This is a genomic window from Acidaminococcus sp. CAG:542 (assembly GCF_000437815.1).
In the GTDB taxonomy this organism is placed as follows: domain Bacteria; phylum Bacillota; class Negativicutes; order Acidaminococcales; family Acidaminococcaceae; genus Acidaminococcus.
Genome location: NZ_FR902078.1, coordinates 51,022 through 64,812, shown reverse-complemented (window position 1 = coordinate 64,812; position 13,791 = coordinate 51,022). Strand labels below are relative to the sequence as shown.

Annotated in this window: 11 protein-coding genes; all 11 read left to right on the top strand. The window is 56.9% G+C overall.

Translation table 11 applies throughout. The annotated features are described in order from the left end of the window. On the top strand, nt 1-1,066 hold a 1,066-nt coding region (locus QVO43_RS06215), incomplete at its 5' end, for a penicillin-binding transpeptidase domain-containing protein (protein WP_288174638.1). A 9-nt stretch (nt 1,067-1,075) separates the two neighbouring features. Continuing rightward, nucleotides 1,076-2,197, top strand: a complete 1,122-nt coding sequence (rodA, locus tag QVO43_RS06210; RefSeq protein ID WP_022487682.1) for a rod shape-determining protein RodA — start codon at nt 1,076-1,078, stop codon at nt 2,195-2,197. Nucleotides 2,198-2,206: 9 nt separating this feature from the next. After that, a complete protein-coding gene (locus QVO43_RS06205) occupies nt 2,207-4,069 on the top strand; it encodes a TIGR03960 family B12-binding radical SAM protein (RefSeq protein ID WP_022487681.1) in 1,863 nt (620 codons plus the stop codon). Beyond that, nucleotides 4,066-4,758 carry a TIGR03936 family radical SAM-associated protein gene (locus tag QVO43_RS06200; RefSeq protein WP_022487680.1) on the top strand — a complete coding sequence of 231 codons (693 nt, stop codon included), beginning with the start codon at nt 4,066-4,068 and terminating at the stop codon, nt 4,756-4,758. The genes QVO43_RS06205 and QVO43_RS06200 overlap by 4 nt, the downstream gene beginning before the upstream one ends. 8 nt (nt 4,759-4,766) lie before the next feature. After that, nucleotides 4,767-6,197, top strand: coding sequence for an Rne/Rng family ribonuclease (locus QVO43_RS06195; protein WP_022487679.1), 1,431 nt, complete (start codon nt 4,767-4,769; stop codon nt 6,195-6,197). Beyond that, nucleotides 6,194-7,642 carry a CCA tRNA nucleotidyltransferase gene (locus QVO43_RS06190; protein ID WP_022487678.1) on the top strand — a complete coding sequence of 483 codons (1,449 nt, stop codon included), beginning with the start codon at nt 6,194-6,196 and terminating at the stop codon, nt 7,640-7,642. Before QVO43_RS06195 ends, QVO43_RS06190 begins: the two co-directional genes overlap by 4 nt. Nucleotides 7,643-7,963: 321 nt before the next feature. Beyond that, a complete protein-coding gene (gene gctA / locus QVO43_RS06185; RefSeq protein WP_022487677.1) occupies nt 7,964-8,926 on the top strand; it encodes a glutaconate CoA-transferase subunit A in 963 nt (320 codons plus the stop codon). 2 nt (nt 8,927-8,928) lie between these two features. Continuing rightward, complete coding sequence (gene gctB / locus QVO43_RS06180; protein WP_022487676.1) at nt 8,929-9,732, top strand: glutaconate CoA-transferase subunit B; 804 nt, start codon at nt 8,929-8,931, stop codon at nt 9,730-9,732. A 23-nt stretch (nt 9,733-9,755) separates the two neighbouring features. After that, nucleotides 9,756-11,519 carry a sodium ion-translocating glutaconyl-CoA decarboxylase subunit alpha gene (gcdA, locus tag QVO43_RS06175; RefSeq protein ID WP_022487675.1) on the top strand — a complete coding sequence of 588 codons (1,764 nt, stop codon included), beginning with the start codon at nt 9,756-9,758 and terminating at the stop codon, nt 11,517-11,519. Nucleotides 11,520-11,541: 22 nt separating this feature from the next. Next, the gene (gene hgdC / locus QVO43_RS06170; protein ID WP_022487674.1) at nt 11,542-12,324 is read left to right on the top strand and encodes a (R)-2-hydroxyglutaryl-CoA dehydratase activase HgdC; all 783 of its coding nucleotides are present in this window, start codon (nt 11,542-11,544) and stop codon (nt 12,322-12,324) included. Nucleotides 12,325-12,356: 32 nt separating this feature from the next. Next, the gene (gene hgdA, locus QVO43_RS06165; RefSeq protein ID WP_022487673.1) at nt 12,357-13,790 is read left to right on the top strand and encodes a (R)-2-hydroxyglutaryl-CoA dehydratase subunit alpha; all 1,434 of its coding nucleotides are present in this window, start codon (nt 12,357-12,359) and stop codon (nt 13,788-13,790) included. The last annotated feature ends 1 nt before the right edge of the window (nt 13,791 follow it).

Here is a 13,791-nt window from a genome sequence, read left to right as displayed (position 1 = left end):
CCAGCGGATCGCCGAAGAGGCGGTGGACCGGCAGCTGAAGGCCATCGGGGCCCGGGGCTGCGCCGTGGTGGCCCTGGATCCCAACAACGGGGAAGTGAAGGCCCTGGTGTCCCGTCCCGGATTCGATCCCAACTGGTTTGTCAACGGGATCAGCGAAAAGAACTGGAAATACCTGAATACGGATCCCTTCCATCCCATGACCGACAAGGTCATCGCCGGGGAATATCCTCCCGGATCCACCTTCAAGATCGTCACCGGGTCCGCGGCCCTGGAAGAAAAGAAAGTGACCCCGGATGAACTGATCTACGACTCCGGCCGCCACTGGCTCATCGACATGCGGAACGCCGGAGGGGAAGCCCTGGGGTACATCAACTTCAAACGGGCCCTGGCCGCTTCCGACAACGTGTACTTCTACGAAATGGGGAACCGGGTGGGCATCGACCTGCTGGACAAATACGCCCGGGAATTCGGCTTCGGCCAGACCACGGGCATCGACCTCCACGGGGAGGCCCAGGGACTCATCGCCACCCCGGAATACAAGAAGAAGGTCTTTGATGACGAATGGTACCTGGGGGATACCTTCAACACTGCCATCGGTCAGGGCTTCACCCTGGCCACCCCCATCCAGGTGGCGGAAATGCTCAGTGCCGTGGCCACCGACGGGAAACGGTATAAGCCCCATCTGGTAAGCAAGATCCTCAATGACGACGGCAGCGTGGCCAAGACCTTCGAGCCGGAGGAAGAGGGGAAACTGCCCATTTCTGAATCCACCCTGAAGCTGATCCAGGACGGCCTGGAAGCCGTAACGGAAGAAGGGGGCACTGCCGCCTTCCTGAAGAACCTGCCGGTGCCGGTGGCCGGGAAAACCGGTACCGCCGAAAACCCCCACGGACTGGAACACGGCTGGTTCATCGCCTATGCCCCGGCCAAGAAGCCCCAGCTGGTGGTGGTGTGCATTGTGGAACAGGGCAGCTACGGCACCATTTCCGCAGCCCCCATTGTCAAGAGCATCCTGGAATACGTGTTCACCGATCCCCGGGTGCGGCGGCAGGGCAGCAAGAAATAAGGAGAAACCATGCGCTGGCATTTTTCGTTGAAAAAATATTTTCGGAATATCGACAAACCCCTGCTGATCAGCGTCCTGCTGCTGATCGCCATCGGGGTGGTGCTCATCGGCAGTGCCACCCATGCCAACATCCCCGGGCCCAGACGGTACAGCTTCGTCCTGCGCCAGCTGAGCTTTGCGGCCATCAACCTGGTGCTGGGGGTCTTCCTCATGCGGTTCGACTACCGGATCCTGAAGAGCCTGGCCCGGCCTCTGTACATCTTCAACATCCTCATGCTGCTGGCGGTGATGCTGGTGGGGAAAAGCGCCCTGGGAGCCCAGCGCTGGCTCCAGCTGGGGCCCATCAGCATCCAGCCCAGTGAGTTTGCCAAAGCCATTATGATCATCAGCCTGTCCTCCTTTGTGGACGACCGGCTGCCCCTTTTGACGGATTTCCGAAGCTGGCTGCCGGTGTTCGGCTATGTGCTGCTGCCCTTCCTGTTCGTTATGAAGCAGCCGGACCTGGGGACTTCCCTGGTGTTTCTGGCCATCCTCCTGGGCACCATGATCGTCTGCGGCTTCCGGATCCGGTATTTCCTGATCATGGGAGGCCTGGGACTGGCTTCGGCGCCTCTGGTGTGGAAAATGCTCCACGAGTACCAGCGGAACCGGATCCGGGTGTTCCTGAACCCGGGACTGGAACCCTACGGCAGCGGCTATCACGTGATCCAGTCCATGATTGCCATCGGTTCCGGGCTTTTTGCCGGCAAGGGGCTTTTTGCCGGTACCCAGAGCCAGCTGAACTTCCTGCCGGAAAACCATACGGACTTTATCTTCGCAGTGGCCGGGGAGGAATTCGGCTTCATCGGCACTACCATTATCCTGCTGCTCTACGGGGTGGTGATCTACCGGGGCCTTTCCATTGCCCTCCATGCGTCCGATGATTTTGGAACCCTGCTGGCCGTGGGAGTGGTCTCTATGTTCCTGTTCCACATCCTGGTCAATGTGGGGATGACCAGCGGCATTATGCCGGTCACGGGGGTGCCCCTGCCTTTCATGAGCTACGGGGTCAGCTCTCTTACCACCAATATGCTCATGGTGACCCTGCTGCTGAACATCAATGCCCATCACCAGACCCTGCGTTTTCATTAAGGAGATATTATGCGAAAAGACTTACCCATCGACATACTCAGTGCTGTGGAAAAACCCGCCCGGTACACCGGCATGGAATTCGGCAGCATCGTAAAGCCGGAAGAGGAAACGGAGGTTTCCTTCTGTCTGGCCTTCCCGGATACCTACGAAATCGGCATGAGCTATCTGGGCTACAAGATCCTCTACGAAATCCTCAACAAGCTGCCCAAAGTGGCGGCAGAGCGGGCCTTTGCCCCCTGGGTGGACATGGAAGCCAAAATGCGGGAACGGGGGCTGGTGCTCTCCAGCCTGGAAAACACCCGGCCTTTGAAGGATTTCGACCTGCTGGGGTTCACCCTTCTGTATGAAATGTCCTATTCCAACATCCTGAACATGCTGGACCTGGGCGGGGTGCCCATCCTGGCCAAAGACCGGACCCTGGAGGATCCCTTTGTATGTGCCGGGGGCTGCTGCGTGTTCAACAGTGAACCCCTGGCGGATTTCCTGGACTTCTGCATGCTGGGAGACGGGGAAAAGATCATCCAGGAAGTGACCCTGCTGTACCGGGACTGGAAGCGGGAAGGCAAACCCGGGGGCCGGCTTGGCTTCCTGCGCCGGGTGTCCCGGATCCAGGGGGTCTACGTACCTTCTTTCTATGAAATCACCTACGGTCCCGACGGCACTATTACCGGGAAAAAGCCTCTGGAGCCCACGGCGCCGGAAGTGGTGTACAAACGGGTGGAACAGGACCTGGACGGGCTGGATTTCCCCACCCATCCCATTGTGCCCTACAGTGACACGGTCCACGACCGGATCATGCTGGAACTGTTCCGGGGCTGCAGCCGGGGCTGCCGGTTCTGCAACGCCGGGATCATCTATCGGCCGGTCCGGGAACGGAAACCGGAAACGGTGATGGAGCTGGCCAAACAGCTGGTACCTGCCACCGGCTACAACGAAATCTCCCTGTTCTCCCTGAGCACCGCGGATTATTCCCATCTGGAACCTCTCATCCGGGAACTGCTGGGAGATTTCCGGAAGGACCGGGTCAGCGTGTCCCTGCCTTCCCTGCGGATCGACAGCTTCTCCGTGAAGCTGGCCCAGGAAGTCCAAGCGGTGCGGAAAAGCGGCCTGACCTTTGCTCCGGAAGCCGGGAGCCAGCGGATGCGGGATGTGATCAACAAAGGGGTCACGGAAGAAAATCTCATGAACGCGGTGGGGGCCGCCTTTGAAAACGGCTGGTCCCAGGTGAAGCTGTACTTCATGATCGGTCTGCCTACGGAAACGGACGAAGACGTGCTGGCCATTGCCAAACTGGCCCAGAAGGTCCAGTGGAAGTACAAGGAAGTTACCGGCCACATGGGGGCCAAAGTCACTGTCAGCGTGTCCAACTTCGTGCCCAAGCCCTACACCCCCTTCCAGTGGGTGGGCCAGAACACCAAGGGGGAATTTGACCGGAAGCACATGCTGCTGAAGAACGCCTTTGCCAATCTGAAGAACATCCACTTTCAGTACCATGATTCCCGGACCAGCCTGATGGAAGGGGTCCTGGCCCGGGGAGACCGGCGGCTGGGAAAGGCCATTTACCTGGCCTGGCAGAGGGGCGCCAAATTCGACAGCTGGACGGAATTCTTCGATTATGACCGGTGGGCCCAGGCCATTGCCGATGCAGGCCTGACCCCGGATTTCTACAACAGCCGGCCCCGGGGGAAAGAGGAAATCTTCCCTTGGGAACACACCAGCTGCGGGGTGAGCCGACAGTTCCTGTGGAGTGAATACGAAAAAGCCCAGGAGGCGGCCCTGACTCATGACTGCCGCCGGGATACCTGCACCGGCTGCGGGGTCTGCCAGAAACTGGGCGTGAAGATCATCGACTGGAAGGAGGGAGAAGTATGAAACTGCGGCTGCAGATCACCAAGGAACCGGGGATCCGGTTCATCTCCCATCTGGAATACCAGAGGAGCATCGAAAAGGCCCTCCGTCGGTCCGGGATCCCGGTGGCCTATTCGGAAGGGTTCAACCCCCATATGAAGTTTTCCCTGGCCTCCGCCCTCAGCGTGGGAGTCACCAGCTCCTGCGAGTTTGCGGAAATCCGCCTGGCGGAAGAACGGCCCCTGGAGGAGCTGCTGGACAAGATCGCCCGGGCCCTGCCCATGGGCATCCACATTGTCCGGGGGGACCTGACCGATGACAAGGCTCCCAAGCTCATGGCCCGGGCCCAGGGTGCCTCCTACCAGGTGAAGGTCCCCTGTGCCGCCGATCCTTCTGCCCAGCTGGCCGCCTTTGCCGCTGCGCCGGAAGTTCCCTACACCAAGACCCACAAAAAAGGCAAGGGGAAACCCAAGACCATCGATGTGAAATACTTCATTCCCCAGGTGGAGGCCCGGTGGCAGGAGGGAATCCTGGACCTGTCCTTTGATATCCGGATCACCCCCACCGGCAGCATGAAGGCGTCGGAATTCCTCCAGGTGCTGGAGGACCAGTTCCAGGTCCCTCTCACCGTGGTCCAGGCGGATATCCGCCGGGTGGATCTTTACAGCCGGGATGAAGCCGGCCGGAAGGTTCCCCTGATCGGGGAAGGCTGAGGGCTGCCATGAATACGATCTTTGTCAGTGTCCGTCCGGAAGAAACCAGGATGGGCACCGTGGAAGAGGACCGGCTCCGGGATTATGCGGTGGAGCGGAGCAGTAACGACAACCTGGTGGGCAATGTGTACCGGGCCCGGGTGTGCAATGTGGTGCCCGGGATCCAGGCAGCCTTTGTGGACCTGAACACCGGGAAGAACGGGTTCCTGACCCTGAAAAAGGGAGAAAAGCTCTCCGAAGGCCAGATGCTTTTGGTCCAGGTGGTGAAGGACGCCAGGGGGAACAAGGGTCCGGCGGTGACCCGGGAGATCACCCTTCCCGGCCGGTATGTGGTGCTGGAACCCTACGGCAGCCGGGTGAGCCTGTCCCGGAAGATCAGCTGCAAAACCAAGCGGAAGGAGCTCCGGGAATGGGCCCGGGAGCTGCTGCCGGAAAATATGGGACTGGTGCTCCGGACGGCAGCAGCCCATGCAGAGGAAAGCGAGATCCGGGCCGATCTGGAACAGCTGCTCCGGAACTGGGAGGTGCTGGTCCGCCGGAGCAAAGTGGGCCGGGGACCCCAGCTGCTGTACCGGGAACTGGACCTGGCCATCCGGCTGGTCCGGGATTATGTGACGGACCGGGTGGAACGGATCATCGTGGACGATGAGAAGACCTGTCAGCGGCTCCAGGAAATGCTCCGGGACATGGGGCTGCCCCAGATCCAGGTGAAGCTGTACAAGGGGAAAGAAGACCTGTTCACCTTCTACCGGCTGGATGAGGATATCGAAAGCCTTTCCGACCGGGTGGTGTGGCTGCCGGGGGGCGGCTACCTGGTCTTCGACTATACGGAAGCCATGACCGTCATCGACGTGAACAGCGGGAAATTCTCCACGGGAGCGGACCGGGATGCCACCAGTATGGCCACCAACCGGGAAGCAGCCCGGGAAATCGCCCGGCAGCTCCGGCTCCGGGACATCGGAGGCATCATCGTGGCGGATTTCATCGACATGGACCGGGAAGAGGAACAGGGGGAGATCCTCCAGATCCTGAAGAAAGAATTCGCCTGGGACAAAATGAAGCCAAAGGTCATCGACCTGACCCATCTGAACCTGGTGGAAATGACCCGGATGAAGGCCCGGAAGAATCTGTCCAGCATCCTGTACACCACCTGCCCCATGTGCGGAGGCAGCGGCCGGGTGGAAGCTCCGGAAACCGTCTATGTGGAGATCCGCCGGCGGCTCCGGAGCCTGTTCCTCCAGGGAAAGATGAGCCACAGCCTGCTGCTTACCGTCCATCCTGTGGTATACGGCTGGCTGCGCCAGCAGGGGTTGGGGGACATGGAACGGGAATTCCACTGCACCCTGAAGCTGGCCAGCGACCCATCCCTGGAAATCGGGGTGTTTACCCTTCTGACCGCAGACCAGGAAGGGACAGGAAGAGAGGGTGACCGGGAATGAAACTGACGATTCCATCCTATGTGAAAACCGTTATGGATGTGCTCCAGTCCCATGGGTTCGAAGCCCATGTGGTGGGAGGCGCTGTCCGGGACATGCTCCTGAGCCGGGTCCCGGACGATTATGACGTGGTCACCAACGCCCGGCCGGAACAGATCCTCCGGACCGCGGAAGATGCGGGGATCCCGGTGGTCAGTGAGCTGGGACAGAACTTCGGGGTGGTGATCCTCCGGGTGGAGCGCCACGGGGTGGAAGTGGCCGCCTACCGGAATGAAACCTACGGCAGCGCTGACGCCCACCGGCCGGCGGAAGTCTGGTACTGCAGGACTCTGGAAGAGGATCTGAGCCGGCGGGATTTCACCATCAATGCCCTGGCGGTGGACCAGAACGGACACATCACCGACTGCTTCCAGGGGCTGGATGATCTGCGGGGCCGGGTTCTCCGCACTGTGGGGGATCCGGACCGGCGGTTCTCGGAAGATGCCCTGCGGATGTTCCGGGCCTGCCGGTTCGTGGGACAGCTGGGCTTTGCTCCGGATCCTTCCATCCTGCCTGCCATGGGCCGGAACCTGAAGAAGGTGCCGGGACTGTCTCTGGAGCGGGTGCGGACAGAATTGAACAAGCTGCTCATGGGGACCTATGCGGGAGAAGGCATGGACCTGATGGTGAAAAGCGGACTGGCGGCGGAGAGCTGCCGGGTCCGGCGGAAAGGCCAGTATGAAACGGTGCCCATCCTGCCGGAACTGATCCATCTGGTGGGATTAGGCCAGAACCCCCAGTTCCATCCCTATGATGTGTGGAAGCACACGGCAGTGGCCCTGGACAAAGGGGACCGGAGCCTGGAAGTGGGATGGGGAATCCTGCTCCATGACGTGGCCAAGGGCCTGGAAGGGGTCCGGGGCATCAACAAAGAAGGACAGCCCTGCGACCACGGCCATGAAGTGGTGGGCGCCGCCCTGGCCCGGCAGATCCTGGAACGGCTCCAGCTGCCCCGGGAGGTGGTGGACCGGGTGGCCTGGCTGGTGAAGAACCACATGCACTTCGGGTTCATCAGCGCCCAGGAGGACAGCAAGACCTGGCACTGGCTCCGGAAGGAGGCCCGCAGCGGCCATTTCCGGGTAAACAAGGAGATGGCGGAAGCCTTCAAACAGCTTACGGCCGTGTGCGTGGCGGATGTGGCCGCCACCAATGCGGCCCAGAATGACGTGATCCATGCCCAGATGTACGGAAAACGGTTGGTGAAGATGGCCTATCTCATGCCCGTCCACACCTCCGATCTGGACTTTTCCGGGAAGGACGCTCTGACCCTGGGGGCCCGCCCGGACCAGTTGAAGGAGCTGATGCCGGTGCTCCTCCGGCGGGTCCAGGACCGGATGCTGGAAAATAATCCGGAACAGCTGGCCCAGGCGGCTCAAAAGTGGCTGGAACGGCAAAAAAAACTGTATTGACAATGCATGGTTGAAGAAAAAGAAGGTGTTTCAGAGAAAACACCTTCTTTTTTGTGTAACTTTTGCAATAAAAAAGGTGCAAAAAGAGAAATTTTCTCATAAGTTATTAGAATTTTTATATATTTGCAAAAAAATCTACAAATAATCTCCCGGGAGATTTAAAAAAAAAATTATTTGTGTTATAATCATTCCGTACACTGAATACAGTAGGTTCAGCCGGAATGCGAATGTAAAAAATATTCACAAAGGGGGATGGTTATTTCTTAGAGGAGGATTCCGGCAGTTTCACAAACTAGGAAGGATTTTAAGGAGGTTTTTGCTTTGAGTAAAGTAATGACGTTAAAAGACGCAATCGCCAAGTATGTGCACAGTGGTGATCACATTGCTCTGGGTGGCTTTACGACTGACCGTAAACCCTATGCGGCTGTGTTTGAAATCCTGAGACAGGGCATCACGGACCTGACCGGTCTGGGCGGTGCTGCCGGCGGCGACTGGGATATGCTGATCGGCAACGGCCGTGTGAAAGCCTACATCAACTGCTATACCGCCAACTCCGGTGTAACCAACGTTTCCAGACGGTTCAGAAAATGGTTCGAAGCCGGCAAGCTGACCATGGAAGACTATTCCCAGGATGTTATCTACATGATGTGGCATGCCGCTGCTCTGGGCCTGCCCTTCCTGCCTGTAACCCTGATGCAGGGCTCCGGCCTCACCGATGAATGGGGCATCAGCAAGGAAGTCCGGAAGACCCTGGACAAAGTTCCTGATGACAAGTTCAAATACATCGACAACCCCTTCAAACCGGGTGAAAAAGTGGTGGCTGTTCCTGTTCCTCAGATCGATGTGGCCATCATCCACGCTCAGCAGGCTTCTCCTGATGGCACCGTACGCATCTGGGGCGGCAAATTCCAGGATGTGGATATTGCGGAAGCAGCCAAATACACCATCGTTACCTGCGAAGAGATCATCTCCAATGAAGAAATCAGAAGAGATCCCACCAAGAACGACATTCCCGGCATGTGCGTAGATGCCGTTGTCCTGGCTCCTTACGGTGCTCATCCGTCTCAGTGCTATGGCCTGTATGACTACGACAACCCGTTCCTGAAAGTCTATGACCAGGTCTCCAAGACCCAGGAAGACTTCGATGCTTTCTGCAAAGAATGGGTGTTCGACCTGAAGGATCATGACGAATACCTGAACAAACTGGGTGCCACTCGTCTGATCAACCTGAAGGTTGTTCCCGGTCTGGGCTATCACATTGACATGACGAAGGAGGACAAATAACAATGGCTGATTACACGAATTATACCAATAAGGAAATGCAGGCTGTGACCATTGCCAAACAGATCAAAAATGGTCAGGTTGTAACGGTTGGTACCGGTCTGCCTCTGATCGGCGCCAGCGTGGCCAAGAGAGTTTATGCTCCTGACTGCCACATCATCGTGGAAAGCGGTCTGATGGACTGCTCCCCTGTGGAAGTTCCCCGTTCCGTTGGTGACCTGCGGTTCATGGCTCACTGCGGCTGCATCTGGCCGAATGTCCGGTTCGTCGGCTTCGAAATCAACGAATACCTGCACAAGGCCAACCGTCTGATCGCCTTCATCGGCGGCGCTCAGATCGACCCCTACGGCAACGTGAACTCCACCTCCATCGGCGACTACCATCATCCGAAAACCCGTTTCACCGGGTCCGGCGGCGCTAACGGCATTGCCACCTATTCCAACACCATCATTATGATGCAGCATGAAAAACGCAGATTCATGCAGAAAATCGACTATGTGACCAGCCCGGGCTGGATCGACGGCCCTGGCGGACGTGAAAGACTGGGTCTGCCCGGCGATGTTGGACCTCAGCTGGTAGTAACCGACAAAGGGATCCTGAAATTCGACGAAAAGACCAAACGGATGTATCTGGCTGCCTACTATCCCACTTCTTCTCCGGAAGACGTCCTGGAAAACACCGGGTTCGACCTGGATGTATCCAAGGCTGTGGAACTGGAAGCTCCGGATCCGGCAGTTATCAAACTGATCCGTGAAGAAATCGACCCGGGCCAGGCTTTCATCAAAGTCCCTGCTCCGGAAGCAAAATAAGACATTCGGGAGGAAGAAGTTAAATGGGTTTTTACTCTATGCCTAGATATTTCCAACAAATGCCTCAGGTGGGCAAACCCCTGAAAAAGGTGGATGCCGCCAATGAAGAACAGCTGAAAAAGATCGAAGAAGAGATCCATCAGCTGATCAAAGCCGCTCAGGAAGCCGGCAAGGCAGATGCTGATGTAAACAAGAGAGGGGAACTGACCGCTCTCCAGAGAATTGAAAAACTGGTGGAACCGGGCTCCTGGAGACCCCTGAACACCCTGTTCAATCCTCAGGGCAACAAGAACGGCTCCGTGGCCATCGTCAAGGGCCTGGGCCGTGTAAACGGCAAATGGTGCGTAGTGGTGGCTTCCGACAACAAGAAGCTGGCCGGCGCCTGGGTCCCTGGCCAGGCTGAATGCCTGCTGCGGGCTTCCGACACTGCCAAGACCCTGCACGTGCCTCTGGTGTATGTGCTGAACTGCTCCGGCGTTAAGTTCGACGAACAGGAAAAGGTATACCCCAACCGTCGTGGCGGCGGTACTCCCTTCTTCCGGAACGCTGAACTGAACCAGCTGGGCATTCCCGTCATCGTGGGCATCTACGGCACCAACCCTGCCGGCGGCGGCTATCATTCCATCAGCCCCACGGTGATCATTGCCCATGAAAAAGCCAACATGGCTGTAGGCGGCGCCGGCATTATGGGCGGCATGAACCCCAAAGGCCATGTGGACCTGGAATATGCCAACGAAATCGCTGACATGGTGGACCGTACCGGCAAGACCGAACCTCCGGGAGCTGTCGACATCCACTACACCGAAACCGGTTTCATCCGGGAAGTCTATGCTTCCGAAGAAGGCGTTCTGGAAGGGATCAAGAAGTATGTAGGCATGCTGCCCAAATACGATCCTGAATTCTTCCGGGTGGACGATCCGAAAGCACCGGCATTCCCGGCTGACGATCTGTACACCATGGTTCCCCTGAACGACAAACGGGCTTATGACATCTACAATGTTATCGGCCGTCTGTTCGACAACAGCGAAATGCGGGAATACAAGAAAGGCTACGGTCCTGAAATGGTTACCGGCCTGGCCAAAGTCAACGGCCTGCTGGTGGGCGTTGTGGCCAACGTCCAGGGCCTGTTGATGAACTACCCTGAATACAAGGCTGCCGGCTCTGTGGGTATCGGCGGCAAGCTGTACCGTCAGGGTCTGGTGAAGATGAATGAATTCGTCACTCTCTGCGCCAGAGACCGTCTGCCCATTGTCTGGATCCAGGACACCACCGGGATCGATGTGGGCAACGATGCGGAAAAGGCTGAACTGCTGGGTCTGGGCCAGTCCCTGATCTACTCCATCCAGACTTCCCACATCCCTCAATTCGAAATCACCCTGAGAAAGGGCACCGCTGCTGCACACTATGTACTGGGCGGGCCTCAGGGCAACGATACCAACGCCTTCTCCATCGGTACGGCCGCTACAGAAATCGCCGTTATGAACGGTGAAACCGCCGCTACCGCCATGTACTCCCGGAGACTGGCCAAAGACCGGAAAGCCGGCAAGGATCTGCAGCCGACCATCGACAAGATGAACAACCTGATCCAGGCTTTCTACACCAAATCTCGTCCGAAAGTCTGCGCCGAACTGGGTCTGGTAGACGAAATCGTAGACATGAACAAAATCCGCGGGTATGTGGAAGCCTTCACGGAAGCTGCTTATCAGAATCCGGAAAGCATCTGCCCGTTCCATCAGATGCTGCTGCCTCGTGCCATCAGAGAGTTCGAGACTTTCGTAAAGAAATAATCCTTACGGAGGAACTGTTTTAATGAGTATCTATACCTTGGGAATCGATGTTGGATCTACTGCATCCAAGTGCATTATCCTGAAAGACGGAAAAGAGATCGTGGCAAAATCCCTGGTAGACGTGGGGACCGGAACTTCCGGTCCCGCACGTTCTATTGCGGAAGTCCTGGAAAATGCCCACATGAAAAAAGAAGACATGGCCTTTACCCTGGCTACCGGTTACGGGCGCAATTCGCTGGAAGGCATTGCCGACAAGCAGATGAGCGAACTGAGCTGTCATGCCATGGGCGCCAGCTTTATCTGGCCCAACGTCCATACGGTCATCGATATCGGTGGTCAGGACGTGAAAGTCATCCATGTGGAAAACGGGACCATGACCAATTTCCAGATGAATGATAAATGCGCTGCCGGTACTGGCCGTTTCCTGGATGTTATGGCCAATATCCTGGAAGTGAAGGTTTCTGACCTGGCTGCACTGGGAGCCAAATCCACCAAACGGGTGGCCATCAGCTCCACCTGCACCGTATTTGCTGAAAGTGAAGTCATCAGCCAGCTGTCCAAAGGAACCGACAAGGACGACATCATTGCCGGGATCCATCGTTCCGTGGCCAGCCGTGTCATTGGCCTTGCCAACCGGGTGGGGGTTGTGAAGGATGTTGTGATGACCGGCGGTGTGGCCCAGAACTATGGCGTGAGAGAGGCTCTGGAAGAAGGCCTTGGTGTGGAAATCAAGACTTCTCCCCTGGCTCAGTACAACGGCGCCCTGGGTGCCGCTTTGTACGCGTATAAAAAAGCAGCCAAATAAGCTGCATACCATGTAAAGAAGGAAGGATCATTATGCCAAAGAAAGTAAGCCCTGGCGTTCAGGCATTGAGAGATGTTGTTGAAAAGGTTTACAGAGAACTGCGGGAAGCCAAAGAAAGAGGAGAAAAAGTAGGCTGGTCCTCTTCCAAGTTCCCCTGCGAACTGGCAGAATCTTTCGGTCTGCATGTAGGGTATCCTGAAAACCAGGCTGCCGGCATCGCTGCCAACCGTGACGGCGAAGTGATGTGCCAGGCTGCTGAAGATATGGGGTACGACAACGATATCTGCGGCTATGCCCGTATTTCCCTGGCTTATTCCGCAGGTTTCCGCGGTGCCAATAAGATGGACAAAGACGGCAACTATGTCATCAACCCCAACAGCGGGAAACAGATGAAAGATGCCGATGGGAAGAAAGTCTTCGACGAAAACGGCAAACCCGTGATCGATCCCAAGACCCTGAAACCCTATGCTACGGTAGACAACATCTATGAAATCGCTGCCCTGCCGGAAGGGGAAGAAAAGACCCGCCGTCAGAACGCACTGCACAAATACCGTCAGATGACCATGCCTCAGCCGGATTTCCTGCTGTGCTGCAACAACATTTGCAACTGCATGACCAAATGGTATGAAGACATTGCCCGTCGGCACAACATTCCTTTGATCATGATCGACGTTCCTTACAACGAATTCGACCATGTAAACGAAGCCAACGTAAAATACATCCGGTCCCAGCTGGATACGGCCATCCGTCAAATGGAAGAAATCACCGGCAAGAAGTTCGATGAAGACAAATTCGAACAGTGCTGCCAGAACGCCAACCGTACCGCCAAAGCTTGGTTGAAGGTTTGCGACTATCTGCAGTACAAACCGGCTCCGTTCAACGGGTTCGACCTGTTCAACCATATGGCTGACGTGGTAACCGCCCGTGGCCGTGTGGAAGCTGCTGAAGCTTTCGAACTGCTGGCCAAGGAACTGGAACAGCATGTGAAGGAAGGCACTTCCACCGCTCCCTTCAAAGAACAGCATCGTATCATGTTCGAAGGGATCCCCTGCTGGCCGAAACTGCCGAACCTGTTCAAACCGCTGAAAGCCAACGGCCTGAACATCACCGGCGTTGTGTATGCCCCTGCTTTCGGGTTCGTGTACAACAACTTGGACGAACTGGTCAAAGCCTACTGCAAGGCTCCGAACTCTGTCAGCATTGAACAGGGTGTTGCCTGGCGTGAAGGCCTGATCCGGGACAACAAGGTTGATGGGGTACTGGTTCATTACAACCGGTCCTGCAAACCCTGGAGCGGCTACATGCCTGAAATGCAGCGTCGTTTCACCAAAGACATGGGTATCCCCACTGCTGGATTCGACGGTGACCAGGCTGACCCGAGAAACTTCAACGCGGCTCAGTATGAGACCCGTGTTCAGGGCTTGGTCGAAGCCATGGAAGCAAATGATGAAAAGAAGGGGAAATAAC